Origin of the sequence: Kocuria sp. WRN011, from assembly GCF_002295155.1 — a bacterium.
Lineage (GTDB): Bacteria > Actinomycetota > Actinomycetes > Actinomycetales > Micrococcaceae > Kocuria > Kocuria carniphila.
The window spans coordinates 15924-40683 of record NZ_NSGI01000008.1 but is presented as its reverse complement, the minus strand read 5'-3'; the positions used below and the strand labels follow the sequence as shown (position 1 = coordinate 40683).

General features: G+C 64.0%; 21 protein-coding genes and 1 tRNA gene. 7 read left to right on the top strand and 15 right to left on the bottom strand.

The window, feature by feature from the left end; genetic code table 11:
- The first annotated feature begins 15 nt into the window (after window positions 1–15).
- Complete coding sequence (locus tag CKW39_RS11990) at window positions 16–1038, top strand: NAD(P)-dependent alcohol dehydrogenase (protein WP_238663182.1); 1023 nt, start codon at window positions 16–18, stop codon at window positions 1036–1038.
- A 233-nt stretch (window positions 1039–1271) separates the two neighbouring features.
- Here the strand turns inward: CKW39_RS11990 and CKW39_RS11980 are convergent, their stop codons facing one another.
- The 12 genes from CKW39_RS11980 to CKW39_RS11920 form a co-directional block, all read right to left on the bottom strand.
- Window positions 1272–1814, bottom strand: a complete 543-nt coding sequence (locus tag CKW39_RS11980) for a DUF6596 domain-containing protein (RefSeq protein ID WP_129701116.1) — start codon at window positions 1812–1814, stop codon at window positions 1272–1274.
- 375 nt (window positions 1815–2189) lie between these two features.
- Window positions 2190–2266, bottom strand: a tRNA-Pro gene (locus CKW39_RS11970).
- A 652-nt stretch (window positions 2267–2918) separates the two neighbouring features.
- Window positions 2919–4463, bottom strand: coding sequence for a ribosome biogenesis GTPase Der (gene der / locus CKW39_RS11965; protein ID WP_095798352.1), 1545 nt, complete (start codon window positions 4461–4463; stop codon window positions 2919–2921).
- A 7-nt stretch (window positions 4464–4470) separates the two neighbouring features.
- Window positions 4471–5211 carry a (d)CMP kinase gene (gene cmk, locus CKW39_RS11960; protein ID WP_095798351.1) on the bottom strand — a complete coding sequence of 247 codons (741 nt, stop codon included), beginning with the start codon at window positions 5209–5211 and terminating at the stop codon, window positions 4471–4473.
- Complete coding sequence (locus CKW39_RS11955; protein WP_173674323.1) at window positions 5211–6323, bottom strand: prephenate dehydrogenase; 1113 nt, start codon at window positions 6321–6323, stop codon at window positions 5211–5213. Before CKW39_RS11955 ends, cmk begins: the two co-directional genes overlap by 1 nt.
- 2 nt (window positions 6324–6325) lie before the next feature.
- A complete protein-coding gene (locus tag CKW39_RS11950; RefSeq protein WP_095798349.1) occupies window positions 6326–7351 on the bottom strand; it encodes a pseudouridine synthase in 1026 nt (341 codons plus the stop codon).
- 7 nt (window positions 7352–7358) lie between these two features.
- A complete protein-coding gene (scpB, locus tag CKW39_RS11945; protein ID WP_095798450.1) occupies window positions 7359–7994 on the bottom strand; it encodes an SMC-Scp complex subunit ScpB in 636 nt (211 codons plus the stop codon).
- 86 nt (window positions 7995–8080) lie between these two features.
- A complete protein-coding gene (locus CKW39_RS11940) occupies window positions 8081–8959 on the bottom strand; it encodes a ScpA family protein (RefSeq protein ID WP_095798348.1) in 879 nt (292 codons plus the stop codon).
- Window positions 8960–9014: 55 nt separating this feature from the next.
- Window positions 9015–9908 (bottom strand): ParA family protein, encoded by an 894-nt coding sequence (locus CKW39_RS11935; RefSeq protein ID WP_095798347.1) that lies wholly within the window; start codon window positions 9906–9908, stop codon window positions 9015–9017.
- 38 nt (window positions 9909–9946) lie between these two features.
- Window positions 9947–11380, bottom strand: a complete 1434-nt coding sequence (locus tag CKW39_RS11930; RefSeq protein WP_095798346.1) for a hypothetical protein — start codon at window positions 11378–11380, stop codon at window positions 9947–9949.
- Window positions 11380–12375 (bottom strand): glycosyltransferase, encoded by a 996-nt coding sequence (locus tag CKW39_RS11925; protein ID WP_095798345.1) that lies wholly within the window; start codon window positions 12373–12375, stop codon window positions 11380–11382. Before CKW39_RS11925 ends, CKW39_RS11930 begins: the two co-directional genes overlap by 1 nt.
- A 186-nt stretch (window positions 12376–12561) precedes the next feature.
- Window positions 12562–13989, bottom strand: coding sequence for a cation:dicarboxylate symporter family transporter (locus tag CKW39_RS11920; protein WP_173674322.1), 1428 nt, complete (start codon window positions 13987–13989; stop codon window positions 12562–12564).
- 143 nt (window positions 13990–14132) lie between these two features.
- Between CKW39_RS11920 and CKW39_RS11915 the strand changes: the two genes are divergently transcribed.
- On the top strand, window positions 14133–15776 hold the full coding sequence (locus CKW39_RS11915; RefSeq protein WP_095798344.1) for an ATP-binding protein: 1644 nt from the start codon (window positions 14133–14135) through the stop codon (window positions 15774–15776).
- Window positions 15773–16471: a response regulator gene (locus CKW39_RS11910; RefSeq protein WP_095798343.1), complete on the top strand. Its 699-nt coding sequence runs from the start codon at window positions 15773–15775 to the stop codon at window positions 16469–16471. Before CKW39_RS11915 ends, CKW39_RS11910 begins: the two co-directional genes overlap by 4 nt.
- A 4-nt stretch (window positions 16472–16475) precedes the next feature.
- On the opposite strand, the gene CKW39_RS11905 is transcribed toward CKW39_RS11910, so the two are convergent.
- Together CKW39_RS11905 and CKW39_RS11900 are read right to left on the bottom strand one after the other, a co-directional pair.
- Window positions 16476–16991: a GNAT family N-acetyltransferase gene (locus tag CKW39_RS11905; protein WP_173674321.1), complete on the bottom strand. Its 516-nt coding sequence runs from the start codon at window positions 16989–16991 to the stop codon at window positions 16476–16478.
- Between the two features lie 66 nt (window positions 16992–17057).
- On the bottom strand, window positions 17058–18980 hold the full coding sequence (locus CKW39_RS11900) for an AMP-binding protein (protein ID WP_095798342.1): 1923 nt from the start codon (window positions 18978–18980) through the stop codon (window positions 17058–17060).
- Between the two features lie 187 nt (window positions 18981–19167).
- Here CKW39_RS11900 and CKW39_RS11895 point away from each other — a divergent pair, with 187 nt between their 5' ends.
- The 4 genes from CKW39_RS11895 (at window position 19168) to CKW39_RS11880 (ending at window position 23568) form a co-directional block, all read left to right on the top strand.
- On the top strand, window positions 19168–19833 hold the full coding sequence (locus CKW39_RS11895; protein ID WP_095798341.1) for a GntR family transcriptional regulator: 666 nt from the start codon (window positions 19168–19170) through the stop codon (window positions 19831–19833).
- Window positions 19834–19902: 69 nt separating this feature from the next.
- Window positions 19903–21435 carry an MmgE/PrpD family protein gene (locus tag CKW39_RS11890; protein WP_095798340.1) on the top strand — a complete coding sequence of 511 codons (1533 nt, stop codon included), beginning with the start codon at window positions 19903–19905 and terminating at the stop codon, window positions 21433–21435.
- 3 nt (window positions 21436–21438) lie between these two features.
- A complete protein-coding gene (gene prpB / locus CKW39_RS11885; protein WP_095798339.1) occupies window positions 21439–22350 on the top strand; it encodes a methylisocitrate lyase in 912 nt (303 codons plus the stop codon).
- Window positions 22351–22428: 78 nt separating this feature from the next.
- Window positions 22429–23568 (top strand): bifunctional 2-methylcitrate synthase/citrate synthase, encoded by a 1140-nt coding sequence (locus CKW39_RS11880; protein WP_095798338.1) that lies wholly within the window; start codon window positions 22429–22431, stop codon window positions 23566–23568.
- Between the two features lie 154 nt (window positions 23569–23722).
- On the opposite strand, the gene CKW39_RS15815 is transcribed toward CKW39_RS11880, so the two are convergent.
- Complete coding sequence (locus tag CKW39_RS15815; RefSeq protein WP_095798337.1) at window positions 23723–24706, bottom strand: D-alanyl-D-alanine carboxypeptidase family protein; 984 nt, start codon at window positions 24704–24706, stop codon at window positions 23723–23725.
- Between the last annotated feature and the right edge of the window lie 54 nt (window positions 24707–24760).

The following is a 24760-nucleotide window of genomic DNA, read 5'->3' as shown; positions in this document are numbered from 1 at the left end:
TCGGAACGGCACACCATGACGGCTCAAACCGGGCACACCCACCTCAATCGCGGCACCATGCACGCCATCGTTCAAGAGGGCTACGGCACCGCTGATATCTTTCGACACAGGAAAACGCTCGTGCCCACCATCGCGGAGAACGAGGTTTTGATCCGGGCCCACGCTGCCGGCCTAGACCGAGGCACCTGGCACATGATGGCCGGTCGCCCGTATCTGCTGCGGGTGATTGGATTCGGGTTCAGTCAACCAAAGAACGCCGTTCCAGGCATCGACGTCGCAGGCACCGTGGCCGCCGTAGGCTCAGCTGTGACCCGGTTTGCGCTGGGTGACGAGGTGTACGGGATGAGCCGGGGCTCGTTCGCGGACTACGCCGCGGCGCGTGAGGACAAGCTTGCGCCCAAGCCGAAGAACTTGACGTACGAGCAGGCGGCGGTCGTCCCGATCTCCGCCGGCACCGCTTTACAAGCCCTCACTGACGCCGGGAATGTGCAGTCCGGACAGCGGGTCCTGATCATCGGCGCCTCCGGCGGAGTCGGCAGCTTTGCGGTGCAGTTGGCCAAGGCGTTCGGTGCCGAGGTCACGGGTGTATGTAGCACCGGCAAGCTCGACAGGCTCAGGGCACTCGGGGCCGACCACGTCGCCGACTACACCCGGGACGAGTTCACCGACGGAACCACCACGTACGACCTGGTCCTGGACATCGGGGGCAACCTACCTCTAAAACGACTGCGTCGCGCTCTGACACCCGCGGGGACCCTCGTTGTGGTGGGCGGCGAGGAAGGCGGCCAAGTCACTGGTGGCTTCGGCCGCTCGCTGCGGGCACCTCTAGTCTCACGCTTCGTCACTCAGCGGCTGACCATGCTCGCCAGCAAGGAGCGAGCCAGCGACCTGCAGCGCCTTACCCAGTTCCTCGAGGACGGGGCGGTCACTCCCCACATTGACCGCACCTTCACGCTGGAACAGGTGCCGGCCGCCATGCGCTACCTAGAGTCCGGAAAAGTCTTCGGCAAAGTCGCCATCACCGTCACCACGCTGTGAACTGATCCCCGCGCCATGGCAGTCAACGAGACGGCCGAATTGCAGAGTAACGCGCCCAAAACCTCCGTGATCGGTACGCTGCTGCAGAACATTGGTCTTGGCCATGTCAGTTTGGGTCGGAGCGCGCCGACTCTGCACCACGGTGGACACGAGATGTTCGTACTAGCCGAACCCGAGGGCAACCAGTATCTGCATCAAGCATGCCACTGAGTCCCGTATCCGCTTGTGTAATCTCATGCAGCGTTCGGGTCGGCTCTATCAACGAGATATTTGATTTCGAAGTCATTCTTCGTCAATTCTGCAGCTGCAAGATAATCCACGCGGGCGTCTACAATCCTGCCGACCCGCTCTTGGAGGTGCGCACGGATCGCGTGTCCGCGTTGCCGCGTTAGCGGATTCTGGAGCAGCTGATGCTCCTGGTCGAGTCGCTCGAGGAGCTCGAGAGCTTGGTCTGCTCCGAAGGCATGTGCGACAGCGACAACCCGGGAGAGTAGGACGGGACCCGAGGACGGTTGGATATATTCGAGAGCGAAATAAAGTGCTGCAATTTGTTCCCAGTCCGTCTGCTCGAATGACGGCGACGAGCCATGGAGGGCGGCGATCGCCGCTTGTATTTGGTATGTACCAATGTCTGCCGGGGACCAGGCCTTCTGAGCAAGTTCCATCCCCTCAGCAATTATCGCCCGGTTCCACCTACTGCGATCCTGCTCGGCGAGCGGGACAAGTACTCCGGTCGATGTTCCCCGGGTTGCACGGCGTGAATCGGTAATCAGCATTGGGGAACCGGTCGAGCCTGACGTGGTCTCACAGTTCTACGACTCGATGGGCAATACCCTTGACTACGTCTACGACCTCGACGGCGACTCACTCACCATTTGGGCGGTAGCCAAAGATAGCCCCGCCTATTTCCACGGCACCTTCTCCGATAACGACCATGTATTCACCGGTGCATGTGTCTACCCAGAAGGAGGTGGCTACCACTCCACAATGAAACGCCGATAACTGCGGCTCAAGAAGATAACCACACCATGAACCTGGGGCCCGCGTCGACAAACGGGGACAGCAGGTACCGTTTCCGGGATGAGACCGCATCCACAGTCTCAGTACATGACAAAAGCCCTGGTGAGAAGTTTATTCTCACCAGGGCCATCTGGTCGGGCTGACAGGATTTGAACCTGCGACCCCTTGACCCCCAGTCAAGTGCGCTACCAAGCTGCGCCACAGCCCGCGACCATGTTCGGTACTGGGAACCAGTCCCGAACACCAGAGATACATTACCCCAACGTCGATCGAAATTCACATCGACGGGCCCGGCGCCAAGAACCAACCCCGCGTGGCTCACGAGCTGCAGCTCGAATACCGTCGCTCACGGCCGGAACACGAACGTGGCAATCTCATCAACGGTAGGACCAGGATCTCCTGCAGCAAGGAATCTGATCGACGTTGCAGCCCGGATCTCGAGGATTCTGGGTCGCAAGGTCGATCAGATTGCGAGGGAACTCGGAACGCGGTTTTTACGTCGATCAGGCTGCAGTCTTCGGAACGGCTGTGGCCGTACCGTCGATCAGAATGAAGCGCTCGACGGTTCAATGGTTGCAGCGTCGATGGAGCTACACAACGAACACAGACATGGTCGTATGGTGGATCAGGCGGTACTGCTCGGAACGGCAAAGGTCGAAACGTAAACCACGTTGCATCCAGCTGAGAACCAGAGCGCTGGAAGCTGGTAGTCCTGGACCGAACGTCGACCAGAGCGCACCCCGCTCCCCCGCAAACAGCACCAACCCCACCCAGCAACGAAAACACGGGCCGCCCCGCACGAAACGGGACGACCCGGCGTCGTCGTCAGTCAAGAAGCGACAAGAGACCGGCCGAAATAGCTACTTCTTCCGCTGCCGCTTCTCACGCACGCGCATGGTCACGTCAATGGGCGTGCCTTCGAAGCCGAAGGTCTCGCGCAGGCGGCGCTGGATGAAGCGGCGGTAGCCGGGATCCAGGAAACCGGTGGTGAACAGCACGAACTTGGGCGGCCGGGAGGAGACCTGCGTACCGAACAGGATGCGGGGCTGCTTGCCGCCGCGCACGGGGTGCGGGTGGGCGGCCACGAGCTCGCCCAGGAACGCGTTGAGGCGCCCGGTGGGAATTCGTTTATCCCACGAATCCAACGCGGTGTGCAGGGCGGGAACCAGCTTGTCCTTGTGCCAGCCGGTCTTCGCGGAGATGTTCACGCGCGGAGCCCACGACACATGGGCAAGGTCGCGTTCGATCTCACGCTCCAGGTAGAAGCGGCGCTCATCGTCCAGCAGGTCCCACTTGTTGAAGGCGAGCACCACGGCGCGGCCGGAGTCCACGGTCATCTGCAGAATGCGCACGTCCTGCTCGGACAGCACTTCGTCCACGGCCAGCAGCACCACGGCCACCTCGGCACGTTCCAGGGCGGACTGGGTGCGCAGAGATGCGTAGAAGTCCGCACCCTGCTGCAGGTGCACGCGGCGGCGGATGCCGGCGGTGTCGATGAAGCGCCAGGGCTCGTCGCCCAGCATGACGATCTCATCCACGGGGTCACGGGTGGTGCCGGCCATCTCGTCCACGACCACGCGCTCGGAGCCGGCCATCTTGTTCAACAGCGAGGACTTGCCCACGTTCGGGCGACCCAGCAGGGCCACGCGGCGGGGGCCGCCCTCGACCTCGGGCTCGGCCACCTCGGAGTACTCCGGAAGGGCCTTGACCAGGGCATCCAGCGCATCGCCGGTGCCCATGCCGTGCAGGGACGAAACCGGGAACGGCTCCCCCATGCCCAGCGACCACAGGTTGGACGCCTCGATCTGCAGCTGCGGTGAATCGGCCTTGTTGGCCACCAGGATGATCGGCTTTTTGACGCGACGCAGCATGGACACCACGGCCTCATCGGTCGCGGTCACGCCCACGGTCACGTCCAGGACCAGCAGCACGGCGTCCGCGTTCTGCACGGCCACCTCGGCCTGCTCGGCCACGCGGGCGTGGATGCCCTTGGCGTCGTGCTCCCAACCACCGGTGTCCACCAGGGTGAAGTTCTTACCGGACCACTCGGCCTTGTAGGACACGCGGTCACGGGTCACGCCCGGGGTGTCCTCCACCACGGCCTCGCGGCGACCGATCACACGGTTGACCAGCGTGGACTTACCCACGTTGGGTCGACCGACCACGGCCACCACGGGGTCCGGCAAGCGCGTTTCGCGCTCGTCGTCCCAGCCGTCCCACTCGTCCAGCAGCGCGGCGTCTTCCTCGTCCAACTCGTAGTCAGACAGGCCCGCACGCAAGGCTTCGGCGCGGCGCTCGGCTTCCTCGTCGTCGATTGCGGCCAAACGCTCGGAAATATCTTCCTGGCCACCACCCAGAACGGACTGCTCGTAGGTGTCAACCTTGTTCTCTTCAGAATCGGTCATGGCTACCTCACTTACTCTGGGCGTCAACGCCCTGGGATTGCTCTGGGCCGGCGGCCCGTTCGGTCATGTTTTCGGTGGTGCGGATCACCAGGTCGATCACGCCCTGCACGGTCTGCTCCATGCTCAGTTCGGACGAATCCAGCAGGTGCACGCCATCCTGCGCCTCGGTGAAGTTCACCACGGTGGAGTCCTTGGCGTCACGGCCCACCACTTGGTCTTTCAAATTCGACGACGCCGCCGCGCCCAGTTGCTTGCCTCGCCGCGCCATGCGCGCTTCCTCCGAGGCGGTCAGCAGAATGCGCACGGTGGCATCCGGAGCGACCACGGTGGTGATGTCACGGCCCTCGGCCACCATCCGGTCGCCACTATCGACAATGATCTGCCGCTGCATGGCCACCAGCACTTCACGAGCCGGGACGGTGGTTGCGATGGCAGAAACATTGTTGGTCACGTCATCCCCGCGGATCTCGGACCGGACGTCCTGACCGTCCACGGCGATGCGCTCACCGTTGGGATCGGTGCCCATGTCCAGGGGAACGGAGCGGGTGGCCTGCACAATGGCGTCCGCGTCCGTGAGGTCCACGTTCGTGTGCAGGCACCACCAGGTCACGGCGCGGTACATCGCACCGGTGTCCAGGTAGGCCAAGTTGAAGCGGCGCGCCACTTCCTTGGACACGGAGGACTTCCCGGAACCGGAAGGTCCGTCGATGGCGACCACCAAGCGGGCGTTCTCATCGCGTGCGTCCATTACTGCACCACCTTCCAGTTGCGTTCGTTCAAAGCGTTCACGAGATCGTCGCGGCGGTTGGGATCCACCGAGACCACCACGAGTCCCACCGGTTGGCCGGGTGAGTGCTCGAGGCGCATGTCCTCCAGGTTGATCCCGTCCTCCCCGATCTCGGTGAGCAGGCGGGCAATGGTGCCCGGGGTGTCGTCCACGGCCACGGTGAGTGTGGCGAACGCCTTGGGAGCGCCACCGTGCTTACCGGGAATCCGGGCCTGGCCCGAGTTGCCCTCGGCCATGAGCTGAGCGATATCCAATCGGGCACCGCCGGCGGTCGGGTTCTCCAGGGTGGAGATCAACCGGTCCAGGTCCGTGCGCACCCCGTACAGGGAATCCACGATGGGCTGAGCGTTGGCGGAGAGGATCTGCACCCACAAGGACGGATCGGAACCCGCAATGCGCGTGGTGTCACGCAAGCCCTGTCCGGACAAGGACAAGTGGTGCAACGGGGTGTCCTGCAACCGGGAGGCCAGCAGCGAGGACATCACCTGCGGCAAGTGCGAAATCAGCGCCACGGTCTCATCGTGCTCGGTCGCATCCATCACGGTCACGGTCGCACCCAGGTCCACCGCGAGGTTCTTGGCGATGGTGATCGCTCGTGCACTGGTCGTCTCGGTCGGGCAGATCACCCACGGCATGGAGGTGAACAGCTCACCGCGGGCCGCCACGGGACCGGACTTCTCGCGTCCGGCCATGGGGTGCGTGCCTACGTAGCGGGACAGATCCGCCCCGGCCGCGGCGACGTCGTCGAGAATCGAGGACTTGACCGAGGCAATGTCGATCACCACGGCATCCGGGAAATCGGTCAGCGCCTCGACCACGAGCTCGGCGACCACGTCCGGCGGAGCGGCCACGACCACGAGCGCGGGATCGGCCAGCGTCTGACCCGCCTCGTGGACGGCACGCACGGATTGGCCGGCGCCAATGTCCTGGGCCACGGCCTCCGTGGTGGGCGAGGCATCGCGCACGTACACGCGCACCCCCAGGTGCTGGAGACCCAGGCCGATACTGGCACCCAGCAACCCCGCACCGATCACCAGGACCGGTCCGGAGGTTGAAGCGATCGCCGGAACCACCGTTACATCCCCACCGATGCGAGCAGGGTGCCCACCTCGGTGTGTGACAGCTTGCGCACCACACCCTGGCGCTGATCACCAATGGCGATCGGGCCCACCTGGGTGCGCGCGAGCCGCTCGACCGGGTGGCCCACGGAATCGAACATGCGACGGACAATGCGGTTACGGCCGGTGTGAAGCACGACCTCGATCAGCACGTGTCCGGGCTTGGAGTCGATGAGCTTGAACGAATCGACCTTGGCGATGCCGTCCTCGAGCTTGATGCCTTCGCGCATCTGCTTGCCCACGCCCTTCTCCACGGGGCCGTGCACCTGGACCAGGTAGGTCTTGGGCACCTCGTAGGAGGGGTGGGTCAGGCGGTTGGTGAGTTCGCCGTCGTTGGTGAGCAGCAGCAGACCCTCGGTCTCCACGTCCAGGCGACCCACGTGGAACACGCGCTCGTGCTTGCGGACGTCCAGGAAGTCGCTCACGCAGCGGCGGCCGTCAGGGTCCTCCATGGTGGAGACCACACCGGCCGGCTTGTTGAATGCGTAGTAGACGAGCTTCTCATCGGTCTGAATGCGCATGCCGTCCACGTGGACGCTCTGCAGCGCGGGATCCACGCGCACACCCAGTTCGTTGACGATCTGGCCGTCCACCTCCACGCGGCCGTCCAGGATCATTTCCTCGCATACGCGCCGCGAGGCCACGCCAGCCTGAGCCATGAGCTTCTGCAGGCGCACACCGTTCTCGTCGTGTGCTTCCAGACGGTCGACGGGCGGGTTCTTGGGACGACGCCGCCGGTGCGGGCCGTGCTCCTTGATCGCCGAAGCGCGGCGCTCGTACTTGTCCACGCCGCCGAAGGCGCGGGGCTTCTGCGGCCCCTTCTTGCCGGCTGATGCCTTGGGCTTGCCGGGTCCGGACTTGGGACCGGACTTGAAGCCGCCCTTGGGTCCGGCTTTGGAGCCCTTGCCGCGACCCTGCGGTCCGCGAGCGCCGCCGCCGGGCTTGCCACCGCCGCGGGATGAGTTGTTTCGTGATTGAGCCATGCTGTGATCAGTCCTCTAAGTCTTCAAGTTGGTCGGTTCCGGGGAGCAGCGGGGCGATGTCTGGTAGTTCATCCAGTGAACCGAGGCCCAGCTTTTCCAAGAACAAGGGGGTGGTGGAGTAGAGCACGGAACCCGTGGATTCTTCGCGTTCGTGTGCGGTGAGCAGTCCGCGTTGCACCAAGGTTCGCACCACGCCGTCCACGTTGACACCGCGGATCGCTGAGATCCGGGAGCGGGACACGGGTTGCAAGTAGGCCACCACGGCAAGGGTTTCCAGGGCTGCTTGCGATAACCGCGAGCTGCTGCCTTCCACCACAAAGTCGGTCACGAGCTGGGCGTACTCACTGCGTGAGTAGATGCGCCAGCCGCCGGCCACTTGGCGCAGTTCAAAACCGCGCATTCTGGGGGCCGACCCTCCATCATATCCGAGGTTCGGGGCATCCGGTGGGGCTGCGGGGGTGGGACCGATCACGCCGTCGTACTCGGCTTTCAGGTATTCCAGGCCGCTACGTGCCTCGTGCAATGGCACATTGAGGGTGCGGGCGAGTTCTTCTTCTCGAACGGGGGCTGCGGCCACCATGAGTACGGCTTCGAGGGCCGCGTGAATATCGGTTGGGGGTTGTTCGTGTGGTTGGTCTACCACGCTGACATCATCTCCTTCGGTACGGTTCACACCGATCCATGACGTGTCTTATTCTTTCAGGTTTTCCGGGCCGCCGTTGCCAGGTGCTATTCCCCCGCGCCGTGGTCCTCGTTGACGGAGGTGCCCTCGAGGGGAATCTCGGCGCCCGTGTACTCGCTGTTGAGCCCTTCCGAAGTCCAGTCGTCCGGACCGTCCCAGCGCACGAGCAACGGTCCGAGCACCTCGTCCTGACGGATCCGCACCACGCGGTCGCGGAACATTTCCAGGATCGCCAGGAATCGCACCACAATCACCAACGTGGAGTCGGCGTCCGAGATCAGGGTGGCAAAGCTATGGTCCTGGCCGTCCTTGAGGATCTCGGCCATGGTCTCTGCCTCGTCCGCCACGCGCACCACGGCACCGTGCAGGTGCTCCACGTTGACCTCGTCCGGCACGTGTCGTTCGGGGTCCAGCGCAACCACGGCGAGTTGAGCGAACTGTTCGGGGGTGAGCGTCCACTTCAGTGGCGGCAGCGCGGTGGTCACCGCGGGGTCCAGGTCCACCTGGCGCGGGATCCGCACGGACTCCGCCGCGAAGCGCCTATTCAGCTGCCCGGCCACTTCCTTGAACGCCTTGTACTGCAGCAGACGCGCGAACAGCAGGTCGCGGGCTTCCAGAAGTTCGACGTCGTATTCGTCCTCCACCTCGCCGCGCGGCAACAAGCGTGCGGCCTTGAGATCGAGCAGAGTCGCCGCGACTACCAGGAACTCGCTGGCTTCATCCAGAGCTTTAACCGAGCCCTCCTCCTGGAGAGCTTTCACGTAACGGATGAACTCGTCCGTGACCACGGACAGCGCCACGTGGGTGATGTCCATTTCGTGCTTGGCGATCAGAGAGAGCAGCACGTCAAAGGGGCCCTGGAAGTTTTCCAGGGCCACCTTGAATCCGGTGTCCGAGTCCGTGGGAAGCTCGGCGACAACGCTCATGCTCGTGAAGTGACCTCACGCGAGATCAGGCCGCGAGCGGCGTGGGCAGTGGTGATCACGGCGCTCCGCCGCGGCTGATCAGCTCGCGTGCGAGCTGACGGTAGGACTCCGCACCCGGATGGTTCGTGGCGAAGTTGAGGATCGGCTCGGCGGCCACCGTGGCGTCCGGGAACTTCACGGTGCGCTTGATGACCGTGTCGAAGACCTTGTCGCCAAAGGCATCCACAATGCGGGCGATGACCTCGCGCGAGTGCAAGGTGCGCGAGTCGAACATGGTGGCCAGTACGCCGTCGATCTGGAGCTTGGGGTTCAGGCGATCCTGGACCTTTTCAATGGAATCCACCAGCAGGGCCACGGCACGCAACGCGAAGAACTCGCAGATCAGCGGGATGATCACGCCGTGCGAAGCCGTCAACGCGTTGACCGTCAGCAAGCCCAAGGACGGTTGGCAGTCGATGAGGATTACGTCGTAGTATTCCTCGACCTTGCGCAGCGCTGAGGACAGCACCTGTTCGCGGGCGACCTCCGTAACCAGCTGCACCTCAGCGGCCGAGAGGTCGATGTTGGCGGGCAACAGGTCCACGTTGGGCACGTGGGTTTCCTGCACCACGTCCCACACGTCCACCGAGCGGTCCATCATCACGTTGTAAATGGTGAGGTCCAGCTCGTGGGGGTTGGAACCAAAGCCCGCGGACAGTGCACCCTGCGGGTCGAAATCCACCAGCAGCACCTTGCGTCCGGTCTCCGCGAGCGCGGCGCCCAGGTTGATGGTGGAGGTGGTCTTACCCACGCCACCCTTCTGGTTCACCATGGCGATGATGCGTGCGGGACCGTGATCCTTGAGTTCCGGCGGATCCGGGAAGGTGCGCAACGGACGGCCGGTGGGGCCTACGGCGCCCGATGACCGGTCATCGAGCTCAGGGAACCTCTCGTCACTGGCTTTGCTCACGTGCTACGGCCTGCTTTCCTCAAGTCACTGGTCAGGTCTCAACGAACTACACTACCGCCGTCACGCGGGAGTGAACCAACCGAGGTGGAACCCGATACGACCTGCGGTTGTTCGACCAGGGCTTCTTCTACCCTGTTCGACCGGCCGTTGACCGCCGCAGCCCAGCACGCTGCCGTGAGGACTGCAAGCGCTACGGGCACCCCGCGATTGACGAAGAATTCGTGGATCTGGGAGTGGTTGCTCACCACGATGTACCAGAACGCCGGGATCAGCATGGGCAGTGCGAGCACTCCCGCGACCTTCAACCGTTGGACTCCCCCGCGGCGCCCTGCCAGCGCCAGGGCAATTGCGGCCGCGATGAGACAACCGAAGAAGACGAACGGGGCGGTGGGTATCTTCTCCCACCAGTAGACGACGTTACTGGCCACCCCGGCTCCGAACACGTCAGAGACACCGCTGTGGCTGCCTCCCGTCCGGAAACCGACGTTTTGTTGCACCATGGCGATCGTCTCGCCGATGCCCATGAACACCGCACCGAAGATCCAGCGGAACACCCAGGTGAGACCGAACGCGGCGGGCCACACTACGGCGGCGAGCACTCCCCACGTCGCGGTGCGTTTCATGTTCCTGTCCTGGAACCAGACTGCAGCCGCCAAGACGAACGCGGACATCGCCCACGGGATGGACGGGGTGGTCAGTAGATCCACGTAGCAGAACAGCGCCGCGCCGACACCCGCGCCCAACAGGCCCAGGTAAGTGGACCTCGTGAATCCCACCACGGTGAGGATTACCGATAGGAAAATGAACGTGATGGCAATGGATTGGCTGAACGATGTGGACGGTGTGGAGAGCATGTTGGTCCCCACCACGAAGGGCAGGAACAGCGCCACGGCCACGGCGGTGGAGGTCTTCGACCGCACCAGCAGAATGGCCGCGAAAAGTGCGGTGATCATCAGGGCGCCGGAGACGATGCGCAGGCCTTCGAGCCCCACCGTGGCCAGTAAGGGTCGGGTGAGGATCGTGTACCCGGCCCAGTACTTGTAATAGTTGTTGTCCTCGAAGACCTTGCCCTGGGCCAGTTCCTGAATGTCCTGCTTGCCACCGGCGCAGTTGTCGATCCGCGGCATGCGAGCGGCCCTGCTCAGCGCGGATTCTTCCGGTGACGCACCCAGTCCGGTGCCCACGACCACGCATTCTGTGAACGTGTCCGACTGCGTGCCCATGCGGTCCGGGATCCCACTGGGACCGTAGGTGTTGTTCTCGATCGAGGACAACAGGTTGTCCACGATCGGTTTGTCGGGTACGGCTTGCCCCACGATCAGGAGTCCGAACAGCACGAACTGCAAAGCGACGAGGACTCCGGCACCCTTGAGGAACGGGCGCCACCGCCAGTCGGTCCTGATGCGCTCGACCGTTTCTCGGTTGAGGTGGCGCTTGATTGCATCGCGGTTCATGTAACGGGAGATGTCCATCAGGCGCCTCGGTTGACGTCGATATTAAACCGTTCTGCGGAAGGTTGGCGGCGCGGGGACTTCACCCCGTAGGGCGGGGCCGGTAACCGGAGGTAGAACAATCGTGATCCTTCGCGGCGCATCATGACCTGACCGTTGAGCAGCACGCCCATCAGCAGGAAAACCCCGGCCAGGATGAACAGAGCGGAGGCCAAGAACGCGGTAGGGAACCGCGGCACCATGCCCGTTTGGAAGTATTCCGCGACGACCGGCAGGCCGAAGACGAGCCCCAGGGTCGCAAGAAGGATCGAAAAAATGCTTGTGACCAGGAACGGGCGCTCGTGGAACAACAGTTGGGAGAAGATGCGGAGGATCCTGAATCCGTCGTGATAGGTCCGCAATTTGCTCTCCGTGCCCTCGGCGCGGTCACGGAAGCCCACTTCCACTTCCGTCTGCGGTACGCGCGCATTCACTGCGTGGATCGTCAGTTCCGTTTCAATCTCGAATTCGCGAGACAGCGCCGGGAAGGATTTGACGAAGCGTTGCGAGAACACCCGGTAACCGCTGAGCATGTCCGTGACTTCGCGTCGAAACGCGAAGCTGACCATGGTGTTGAAGAACTTGTTCCCTGATTCATGTCCGGAACGGTAAGCGGTTTCCGACACCTGTCGGCGCACCCCCAGCACGTGATCGAACGGGCCGGCCAGGAGGGTATCGATCATGGCCGGGGCATCGGCCACGTCATAGGTGTCGTCGCCGTCGATCAGTAGGTAGATATCCGCGTCGAGGTCGGCGAACGCGCGCCGCACCACGTTGCCCTTGCCCTTCTCCGTCTCGTAGCGCACGTGCGCTCCGGCCTCCGCCGCGGCCTGGGCGGTTCGATCCGTGGAGCAGTTGTCGTACACGAACACGTCGATACCGGGAATGGTCTCGTGCAGATCAGTGACCACCTTGGCGATGGCCGCTTCCTCGTTATGACAGGGAACGATCGCAATAATGCGGGGTGAGCTGGACATGGGCACCTTACTCAGGGGGTGGGGGGCAGCCTTCAACGACCCGCGGGATGAGGCGGGGAGAGCAATTGAACGGTGCGATCCACAGGAGCCTTAGTGGACCAAAGTATTTCTAACACGAAATGTCCCCTCCGGTCGGCGACCGGAGGGGACATGACGAGTCTTGGAGCGACGTCGGCGATCAGTCAATCAGCCGTTCTGGGGGCTCAGGGGCTTGACCTCGGGATTGCCCTCGAGCGCTTGCTCGGCGGAGTTGGGTGAGGCGTGCGGGTCGGCCACCAGGGATTGCTCGTCGAAGGGCTCCTGCCCGGCGAGCACACGGTTCACGCGTTCCTTGTCGACCTGCTTGACCAGGGTGCCGAGCACCACGGTGGCCACGGCGTTACCGGAGAAGTTGGTGAGTGCGCGGGCCTCGGACATGAAGCGGTCGATGCCGACGATCAGACCCACACCGTCCACCAGGTCGGGGCGGTGGGACTGCAGACCGGCGGCCAGGGTGGCGATACCGGCGCCGGAGACACCGGCCGCGCCCTTGGAGGCGATGATCATGAACAGCAGCAGGGTGATCTGCTCCCCCAGGGCCAGCGGGGTGCCCATGGCATCAGCCACGAACAGCGCGCCCATGGTCAGGTAGATCGCGGTGCCGTCCAGGTTGAAGGAGTAACCGGTGGGAACCACGACGCCCACCACGGGCTTGGAGACACCCAGGTGCTCCATCTTGGCGATGAGTCGGGGCAGAGCGGCCTCGGAGGACGAGGTGGAGAAGATCAGCAGGTACTCGCGGCCCAGGTACTTCATGAGCTTGAAGATGTTCACGCCGGAGACGAGCTTGAGGATCAAGCCCAGCACCACCACGATGAACAGGATGCAGGTGACGTAGAACGCGGCCATCAAGCCGATCATCGAGATGATCGCCTGCATGCCGGTCGCGCCGACCACACCGGCGATCGCGCCCAGGGCGCCGATCGGGGCAACCCACATGACCATCATGAGCAGGCGGAAGACCACGGCCTGGATGTAGGTCACGGCCTTGAGCACGGGCTTGCCGGACTCCCCCATGGCCTGCAGCGCGAAACCGATGAGCAGCGCCACGAACAGGGTCTGCAGGATGTTTCCCGCGGTCAGTGAGGACAACAAGGTGGTGGGGATGATACCCAGCAGGAACCCGATGGTTCCCTCTTCACCGTGATCGGCGGTCGAAGCCAGCCCGGCGGAATCGTAGCTCGCGTTGGCCAGGTCCAGACCGCTACCGGGCTGCACGATGTTGCCGACCACCAGGCCGATGAACAGTGCGAACGTGGACATGATCAGGAAGTAGGCCAGGGCCATGCCACCCACCTTGCCCACGGTTGCGGCGTGAGCGATCGAACCGACGCCCAGCACGATGGTGCAGAAGATCACCGGAGCGATCATCATCTTGATCAAGGCGATGAACGCGGTACCCAGGGGCTTCAGCGTGACCGCGAAATCGGGGACGATCAGACCGAGCAGGGCTCCGATGACCACACCGGCGATCACGAAAATGTAGAGGTAGTGGGTCCGGTCTTTCTTGGGCTTACGCTGCGCCCCACCGGACACGGTCTGCGCTGACCGCGGTGCCGCTGAATTATCGGCCATGATGGCTCCTTAGAACACGAGTGCTGGAATAGTGACTAGCCTCACGCAGGGCTGTGAGTTCTGTCGCGTTGTGTTCATACTGTTCATGGCGCCCGTCACAGTCCTGTCCTGGCGGGCCGGTTCGGAAAGCTGCGGAGGTGCGTGTGTCACTCGCCAAGCGATTCCTGGCGCTCCAGCTCGGCTTGGTGATCGTCATTTCCGTGGTCGTGGCCTTGGTGATGATCCAGCAGACCCGCTCGTGGGTCACCTTGCGCGCGGAGTCGGTGACCCGCGCGGCGACCTCCGTGATGGCCCAGGATCCGTTCGTGCGCGACGGCATGAAGTCCGAGGACCCCACCGCCCGCCTGCAGGCCTACGCGCATCGGATCGAGGACGAATCCGACATCGATTTCGTCACCCTCATGACCCCCGAGGGCACCCGCCTCACTCACGCCATCCCCGAATTCGTGGGTCACGAGTATTCAGGCGATCGCTCCCGCGCACTCGCGGGCGAGACGTACACGGTCACCGAAACCGGTCAGCTGGGTCCCTCCGTCCACACGATCGCCCCCATCTTTGACACCGACGGCTCGATCGTGGGTCTGGTGTCCAGCGGCGTGCTGCTGAATCAGATCGCTCAGGAGAACCGGCAGCAACTTCCGGGGCTGGCGTTGATTGTCCTGGCGTTGCTCGTGATGTCTTCGCTGGTCAGCTACGTCTTGGCCCGCTATCTCAGCCGCGCCACCAACGGTCAGGCACCCGAATCACTCGTGCGTTCACAGGCCCTCAACCGCGCCGTTCTGGCCGAAGCTCGGGAGGGTCTCGTCCTTCTCGATCAGCTCGGCCGCCCCGTGCTCGCCAACTTACGCGCCCGTCACCTGCTCGACATGAAACCCGCCGCCGACGACGCCGCCCAGGCCCAGCGCCGTCGTTCCGTCACCCTGCGTCGCAGGAACGAACCGCTGCCGACGGAAATCCTGCCGACCGTGATCCGGGAACTCGTCGATGGCCAACGGGAGTTCTTGGACGAGTGGTGCACCGTGGGAACCCGGACCTTGATCGTCTCGTGTGTGAAGGCCTCGCGTGATTCCAAGCTGCGGGTGCTGATCGTTCAGGATCACACCGAACTGACTCGGCTGTCCGGCGAGCTGGATACCGTGCGCACCATGGCCGCAGGACTGCGAGCGCAAACCCACGAACACGCCAATCGAATGCACACGGTGGTGTCCCTGCTGGAGCTCGAGCGGTATCCGCGGGCTCTGGAGTTCGCCGCGTCCAATCTGACCGTGACCCGTGATCTGGGCACCACGGTCACTGAATCCGTGGCCGATCCCTATCTCTCCGCTCTGTTGCTCGGCAAGACCGCGGAAGCCCATGAGCGCGGCGTGGACCTGCAGGTTGTCGTGCACGGTGAGATACCGGCATCCACCGCGGATCCGTCAGAGGTGGTGAGCGTGGTCGGGAACCTGGTGGATAACGCGATTTACGCGGCGGCGTCCAACCAAGAACGGGAAGAACCGGCGGTCGAGGTGGAGCTGGCCCCGTCCGAGCGCCCCGGCTACGTGCAGCTGACCGTGGCGGATACCGGCCCCGGCGTTGATCCCGAGGTCGCCGACTCTCTGTTCGACCGAGGAGTCTCCACTAAACCCACCGGCGGGTCCATGCGCGGCGTGGGGCTGCACCTGGCGTATCAGATCGCCGAGTCCTGGGGAACGCGCCTGAGCTTCGTCAACGATGCCGGTGCGGTCTTCACCGTGGAAATCCCGGTGCACGACTCGGCCCGCGATGCGGAAGAGGACGACTCATGATCAATGTGTTCGTCGTGGACGATGAAGAACTCACCGCGGCCGCTCACGCGGAGTACGTCAAGCGCTGTCCGGGCTTCCGGGTGGTGGGCGTCGCCCTGACCGGGCAGGCTGCGGCCCGAGCCATCATCCAGAAATCCACGGGGCCGGAACCGGTGCACTTAGTGCTGCAGGACATCAACCTTCCGGACATGTCCGGGCTGGACGTGGCACGCACGCTCCGCGCTCGCCGGGTGGATGTCGACTTCATGATCGTCAGTGCCCACCGTGATGCGGGGACCGTACGCGGGGCCACGGCGCTGGGAGTGGTCGGTTACCTGATCAAGCCGTTCACGTTTGCCGTCTTTGAGCGCAAATTGGCCTCCTATGCGGAGTACCACCGATTGCTCTCGGCAGCCACACCGGCTACCACTACGTTCGACCAGGACGAACTCGACCGGGCCTTCGCGACCATGCAGGACCAATCGCCACCCAAGGTTCCCAAGGGGCTCTCCCCCGAGACCCTGGGTTCCTTGGTCACCGCGTTGCAGGAGGCCGGACAATTCCGCTCGGCCGCCGAGCTGGCCAAGGACTTGGGGCTGTCCCGAGTCACGGCCCGGCGTTACCTGGAACACCTGACCGAGAAGGGAACCGTTCAACGGCGCTCCCGGCACGGCACTCCCGGACGCCCCGAGTTGGAGTACGGCTGGAACGGGTGAGCTCTCAGATCCCGAAGGGCTCCGCGTATTGAACCAGTCCGCCGGGAACCGGATTGGTGCCGTCCAAGGACAGCACCATGAGTGCCTCCTCGGGGACATCGATGCTCAGGTGCACACCCGATGCAGAAGCCCTCTCGAAGCCGAACCTCGGGTAGTACTCCGGGTGGCCCAGGACCACGACGAACTTTTCCCCTCGATCTGCAGCTGCGTGCAGCACGGCCGTCGTCACGGCCGTGCCCGCTCCCCCGCGTTGCTGATCGGGCAGCACCGAACACGGGGCCAGGCACAGCGCGGGAACGTCACCGATGTGACACCGGGTCAGTAACGCGTGAGCAACCACCGCGCCGTCCTGATCTTCCGCGACGTAGGACAACCCCTCGAGCCATGCGGAGTCGTTGCGGAGCGCGTCCACCAGGTCGGCTTCTTCTGTGGTCGGAAATGCTTGTTCGAGCACGGTCCGGACCGCGGCACAATCCCGTTGCATTTCCGGTCTGACGGCCCATTCCACGGTGTTGGTCATGCAACAGAGTTAACCAGAAGCAGCCGGGGACGTAGCCCCGGCTGCTTCTGCTCACATCACGGTTACTCAGGACTTGGGTGCCAGGATCGAGTGCAGCGCCTCCAAGACCGAATCGTCCTCAATGGTCGAGGGCACCGAGTACTTCTCGCCGTCGGCCATCTGGCGCATGGTCTTGCGCAAGATCTTGCCGGAGCGGGTCTTGGGCAGCGCCTCCACCACGGCCACGTCCTTGAAGTCGGCCACGGGACCGATGCCGGAACGCACCAGCTTGACCAGATCCTTGGCCAGCTCGTCCTCGCTGATCTCGGAGCCGGTCTTGAGCACCACGTAACCGGAGGGCCGCTGGCCCTTGAGCGGGTCGTTGACACCGATCACCGCGCACTCGGCGACATCCGGGTGTGTGGCAACGATTTGTTCCATCTGGCCCGTGGACAAGCGGTGGCCGGACACGTTGATCACGTCGTCGGTACGGCCCATCACGTAGACGTAGCCGTTCTCGTCAATGAAACCGGAGTCACCGGTTGCGTAGTAGCCCGGGAACGCCTCGAGGTAGGAGGAGATGTAGCGATCGTCGTCGCCCCACAGGTTAGCCAACGTGCCGGGAGGCAAGGGCAGCTTGACCGCGATGTTGCCTTCTTCGCCCTGCGCCACGGGATCACCCAGGGGATCCAGGATCTCCACGTTGTAGCCGGGTACCGGAACCGTGGGCGAGCCAGCAACGATCGGCAGCTTCTCGATACCGAACGGGTTGGAACAAATGGCCCAACCGGTTTCGGTCTGCCACCAGTGGTCAATCACGGGAACGTCGAGTACCTTGGCCGCCCAGTGATAGGTCTCCGGATCGAGGCGCTCGCCGGCCACGAACAGAGCCTGCAGCGAGGAGATGTCGTAGTCCTTGACGAAATCACCCTCGGGGTCCGCCTTACGAATCGCACGCAGGGCCGTGGGAGCGGTGAACAGCGCCTTCACGCCGTGATCGTTGACGCGCTTCCAGAACGCACCGGCGTCAGGGGTGCCCACGGGCTTGCCTTCGTAGAGCACCGTGGTGGCCCCCACCAGTAGCGGCGCGTAGACGATGTAGGAGTGGCCCACGACCCAGCCGACGTCCGAGGCGGTCCACATGACCTCCCCCTCGCCCACGTCGTAGATGTTCTTCATGGACCACGTCAGTGCGACCGCGTGGCCGCCGTTGTCACGCACCACGCCCTTGGGCTTACCGGTGGTACCGGAGGTGTACAGGATGTAGAGCGGATCGGTGGCCGCCACGGTTACAGCGTCCGCGGGTTCGGCGTTTTCCAGAGCCTCGGTCCAGGACAACCACGCGGGGGCGTTCTCCTCGCCTTCGGCACGCTCACGTGCGTTTGCCACGGAGTTCTCGAAACCCTCACGTTCGTGGACCAGGATCGCCGACGGCGCGTGGTCACTGATCTCGATGGCCTCCTCAACGGAAGGGATGTACTCGATCCGTCGCTTGGGCTCCACACCACCCGAGGTGGTCACGATCACGGTGGGCTTGGAATCGTCGATGCGGCTGGCCAGCTCACGGGGTGCGAATCCACCGAACACCACGGAGTGGACAGCACCCAAGCGAGCACACGCCAGCATGCCAACCACGGACTCCGCGATCATCGGCATGTAGAGGAGGACACGATCGCCCTTCTTGACGCCCTGGTCCGCGAGCGCACCGGCGAACAGCTTCACGCGTTCCAGCAGCTCGCTGTAGGAGATCTCTTCCTGGATGCCCAGCACGGCCGAGTCGTAGATCAGGGCGGTGCGGTCCCCGTGGCCGGCTTCGACGTGGCGGTCCAGCGCGTTGACACTCGTGTTCAGTTCCGCATCGGGGAACCAACGGTAGATAGGAGCCCTCGAGTCGTCGAGGGCCTTGGTGGGCGGGGTGACCCACTCGACGGCCTGTGCAGCATCGAGCCAGAATTGCTCCGGGTTGCTGACACTGTTCTCGTAAACGGATGCGTACGTAGCCTGGGACATGGTCTCTCCGACATCATTGTTGGACTCGCTGAATTGCCTTGGTTCCAGGCTAGTGTTGTGAGTCACACCTTTCAATAGGTTTGTATACACAGATTCCACATTCCCGGAATATCTCCCAAAAGACTCGCCTGTTTAAGTCTTCTGTGTATACACTCGGGGTGTTCGATGCGATTCACGAGGAGGTGTCATGCGAGCTGGAGAACGCGCTTATCAAGCTTTGCGCGCAGACATAGTCGAATGGCGCTTGCTGCCCGGACAGGTTCTGGGCGAGGTCGAGCTCTCCGAGCGACTGGGCATCTCCCGCACGCCGGTGCGCGAAGCGCTGTCCCGTCTCACCGCGGACGGCTTGACCGAACCGCACAGCGGCCGCGGCGTCGTCGTTGCAACCATCTCCGCGGAGGATGTCCGATCGCTCTACGAATTCCGCGACAGCCTCGATTGTCGAGCAGCCGAACTGGCTGCCCGCCGCGGCGACCCGGAAGTGTTCCGCGCACTGGCAGGGGAACTTCTCGAAGCCCTGGAGGGCCTCACCAGCGACGACGACCCGGACCACGTCTCGTACTACGAACTGGTCCAGCGCATGGATGCCGCAATCGATGAGGCCGCCGCCAATCCGTTCCTGCGACAGGCCCAGGCAGGCGTGCGACTGCACCTGGCCCGCGTCCGCAAGCTCTCCAAGTCGGACCCGCGGCGCCTGGCATCGGCCGCCGTCGAACACCAGCGCATCGCCCAAGCCATCGCCGACGGCGATCCCGCCTTGGCCATCGCCACCACCCGCGTGCACCTGAGCAACGCCCTGCAACACGCTTTGAACACCAAAGAATTGGCGCCGGTGCGGCCCGCCGCATCGTAACCACAACACCTGCTACACCCGCGCGGCGCCGACCGGTCCGCGCGTAACGGATCTGAGGAAGGACTCCCCGTGACCGTCAAGCACACCGTACGTACGTACTCGTCCAAGGAAAATCTGCCCCGTGAGGAGCAGCTGGCCTACAAACTGGCCAAGGTGGCCACCGACCCGGTCGAGGTCGATCCCGAGGTTGTCGACATGGTCATCAACCGCATCATCGACAATGCTTCGGTCGCCATCGCTTCCCTGAACCGTGCGCCCATCGTCTCGGCCCGCACCCAGGCACTGGGCCACAAGGTCACCGAAGGCTCCGGCTTCACGGGCAACGGTGCCCTGTTGTACGGCGCTCCGGACAACAACGCTGCGGTCTCCCCCGAGTGGGCCGCTTGGGCCAACGGTGTGGCCGTGCGCGAGCTTGACTACCACGACACCTTCCTGGCCGCCGAGTACTCCCACCCCGGCGACAATATTCCCCCGATCCTGGCCGTGGCCCAGCACGTGGGCAGCAACGGCAAGGACCTGATTCGCGGTATCGCGACCGGTTACGAGGTCCAGGTGGACCTGGTCAAGGGCATCTGCCTGCACGAGCACAAGATCGACCACATCGCTCACATCGGCCCGTCCGCGGCCGCCGGTATCGGCACCCTGCTGGGTCTGGACACCGAGACCATCTTCCAGGCCATCGGCCAGGGCCTGCACACCACCACCGCAACCCGCCAGTCCCGCAAGGGCGAGATCTCCACATGGAAGGCACACGCACCCGCATTCGCCGGCAAGATGGCCATCGAGGCCGTGGACCGTGCGATGCGCGGCCAGACCTCCCCCACCCCCATCTACGAAGGCGAAGACGGTGTGATCGCGTGGCTCCTCTCCGGCCCCGAGGCCTCCTACGAGGTGCCGCTGCCCGAGCAGGGTGAGGCCAAGCGCGCCATCCTGGACACCTACACCAAGGAACACTCCGCCGAGTACCAGGCACAGGCCTGGATCGACCTGGCACGCAAGCTGCACAAGGAACACCCCGAGGTCGCGGACCCCACCAACGTGAAATCCATCTTGATCAAGACCTCACACCACACCCACTACGTGATCGGTTCCGGCGCCAACGACCCGCAGAAGTACGATCCCAAGGCCTCGCGCGAGACCCTGGATCACTCGATTCCTTACATCTTCACGGTTGCCCTGCAGGACGGCGCGTGGCACCACGTGGACTCGTACGCTCCGGAGCGTGCCGGCCGCGAGGACACCGTGGCCCTGTGGAACAAGGTCACCACCGAAGAGGATCCCGAGTGGACCCGTCGCTACCACTCCCTGGACATCTCCGAGAAGGCCTTCGGCGGTTCCGTGGAGATCACCCTCAACGACGGCACCGTGATCACGGACGAGATCGCCGTCGCGGACGCTCACCCGCTGGGTGCCCGCCCGTTCGCTCGTGAGCAATACATCAACAAGTTCCGCACCTTGGCCGAGGGCCTCGTGGCACCGGAAGAGATCGAACGGTTCCTGGACGCCGTCCAGCGCCTGCCCGAACTCGAAGCCGGTGAACTGGGCCAACTGAACATCGTGGCGGCCGTGGACCTGGAGAAGGCCCAGAAGGGAATCTTCTAAATCATGTTGTATTCAAAAGTCACCCCCGCAGAAAAGCGCGTGGCGTTCCGCAAGGCACTTGCCGACCCGAAGGTCGCTCAGTTCCCCGGTGCGTTCACCCCGCTGTCCACCAAGCTCATTCAGGAACAGGGCTTCGAGGGCGTGTACATCTCCGGTGGTGTGCTGGCCAACGAGTTGGGTCTGCCCGACATCGGGCTGACCACGCTCACCGAGGTGGCCACCCGCGCCGGTCAGATCGCTCGCTCCACCGACCTGCCCGCGCTGGTCGATGCGGACACCGGTTTCGGTGAGCCCATGAACGTGGCCCGCACGGTTCAGGAACTCGAGGACGCCGGCCTGGCCGGTTGCCACATCGAGGACCAGTTCAACCCCAAGCGTTGCGGCCACCTGGACGGCAAGAACGTGGTGGACACCGCCACGGCCACCAAGCGCATCAAGGCCGCAGTGGAGTCCCGCCGCGACGACAACTTTGTGATCATGGCTCGCACCGACATTCGCGGTGTTGACGGTCTGGAGGCAGCCATCGACCGCGCGAAGGCTCTCGCCGACGCCGGTGCAGACGTCATCTTCCCGGAGGCCATGGCCGACCTGTCCGAGTTCGAGCGCATGGCCGAGGCCTTGGATGTTCCCATCCTGGCCAACATGACCGAGTTCGGTAAGTCCGACCTGTTCACCAAGCAGGAACTGCAGGACGCCGGGGTGTCCATGATCATCTACCCCGTGTCCCTGCAGCGTCAGGCACTGGGCGCGATCGAGCGTCTGCTGACTGCCATCCGCGAGGACGGCACCCAGCAGGCCGAGGTGGAGAACATGCTCACCCGCAAGCGCCTGTACGAGCTGGTGGACTACAACGGGTACAACCAGTTCGACTCCGGAGTGTTCAACTTCGAGGTCCCGGGCACGCCCGGTAACTAATCGTTCGCCTACGACGCCGCTGCCCAGCGGCGTCGTAGGCTTTCTAGTGATCGACCACACACGAAGAAGGAGGTCACCATGACCGAAACCGAGATTCGCAAGGGTCTTGCCGGCGTCGTCGCCGACACCACCGCTGTGTCCAAGGTCAACGCCGAGACCAACTCGCTGCTGTACCGCGGTTACCCCGTTCAGGAACTTGCCGCCAAGTGCTCCCCCGAGGAAGTCGCGTTGCTGCTGTGGACCGGTGAGTTGCCCTCGGAGGAAGAGCTCGCCGATTTCAAGAAGCGCGAGCGCGCCAACCGCGCGTTGACCCCGGAACTGAAGAAGATCGTCGACGCCCTGCCCACGGACTGCCACCCCATGGACGTGTGCCGCACCGCCGCGTCCGTGATCGGCGCCCAGCACCCGGACGCTGAGGATTCCTCCCCCGAGGCGGAGCTGCGCAAGGCGCAGGAACTGTTCGCCGTGATGCCCGCCGTGGTCTGCTACGACCAGCGACGCCGCCGCGGCGAGGAACTCATCGAGCCTCGCGACGACCTGGACTATTCGGAGAACTTCCTCTGGATGGCCTTCGGTGAAGAGGCCGCGCCCGAGGTCGTGGACGCGTTCCGCGTGTCCATCATTCTGTACTCCGAGCACTCCTTCAACGCCTCGACCTTCACCGGCCGCGTGATCACCTCGACCCTGGCCGATCTACACTCGGCCGTGGTTGGTGCGATCGGTGCCCTCAAGGGTCCGCTGCACGGTGGCGCGAACGAGGCCGTCATGCACACCTTCGAGGAACTGGGGATCCGCAAGGACGAATCCGCCGAGGACGCCGAGAAGCGCGCCAAGGAATGGATGGACAAGGCTCTGGCCGAGAAGAAGAAGGTCATGGGCTTCGGCCACCGCGTGTACAAGCACGGTGACTCGCGCGTGCCGACCATGCAGGACGCCCTGTTCCGCATGCTCGATTACTACGACCGCCCCGAGATCCTGGGTCTGTACAACGGTCTGGCCAAGTCCATGGACGAAGCCAAGTCCATCAAGCCCAACCTGGACTACCCGGCCGGTCCCACGTACTGGCTCATGGGCTTCGACATTCCCACGTTCACACCCATCTTCGTGTGCGCCCGCATCACCGGCTGGACCGCACACATCATGGAGCAGCGCGCTTCCAACTCGCTGATCAGACCGCTGTCCGAGTACGACGGACCGGAAGAGCGTCACCTGGACTAAGCGCTCACCCGCGCCCAGGTACACAGAAGTCCCCGGGATTCACGCCATGACCGTGAGTCCCGGGGACGTTTCTCTGTTGTGACAGCCAGTCAGGTGCGCTGGTGCCCTGCCTGGTCTGACTGCCCTGATTGGCTTGGCTGCGCCGCAAGCAACCTCAGTAGCGAGGTGCGTTGGGCAGGCCCAGGTAGCCCTCCAGGGTGATGTAGCCGTTGTTCTTCAAGCTGTTGGACGTGGGCGTTCCCACGTAGCGCAGGTGCCACGGTTCGTAGGCGTAGCCGTGAGTCCCGGTGTAACCGCTGGGGTAGCGCACCACAAAGCCGTACTTGTGGCCGTTGGCGGCCACCCAGCGGCCCTGGGGTGTGTTGCCGAAGCAGGCCTGCAGTCCGCACACTCCCCCGGGTGCTCCCACGTCAATGGCCAGGCCGGTCTGGTGCTCCGAGTATCCGGGACGCGCGGAAATAGTGTCCGCGGTGGCCTGTCCGTACATCGCCACATAGTTCCAGTACAGGCTGTTCTGGGTCGAATAGGAGCGGTAACCGCTGACCGGCACCAGGGTTACACCCTGGTTGGCCGCAGCCTGGCTCATCCGCTGATAGGCGGCCGCAGCGTCACTGCGCAGCTGCACCCCACCGCCCACGTTCCACAGGGGCCCGGGACCGTAGGCCCGAGGGTTCAGGGGCCGCTTCTTGTTCACAATCACGGACGAGCTGGTGGCACGATCGATGTCTCGACTGACCGTGGTGCCCTTGCCCTTGGTCCACCGGATGATGCCGCGCTGATAGTGGACCACGCACGAGTTGCCGCTGCAGGTTTCGCGCACCTTGGGGTATCCCAGGTTGCCGTGCTCGGAGCCCTCGACCCGCCAGCGCTGCAGGATGCCGCCGCGCTGCGCGCGGGCACCCGTGCTGGGAGACCAGTGGATGGTGCCGCCCTGGTACTGCCGGTAGCAGCCGGCGTCGCGAAGACCGCAGCGTTCGGAGGACGTGGCTTTGCCCAGCCATCCGCTGGCGCCCCCCAGCGAACGGTACTCGTTGTCGATACCGGCCCCGGCCATGGCGGGAGCGGTTCCCAGCATGGAGAACACCAACGCCAGGAGTGCGGAGAAGAGGACCGTTCGAGACATCTGTTTACGCGGCATGCTCCCAGGGTAGTCCGGGCGTGGCGTCAGGAACCCGAAATTAGGTTTAATTTT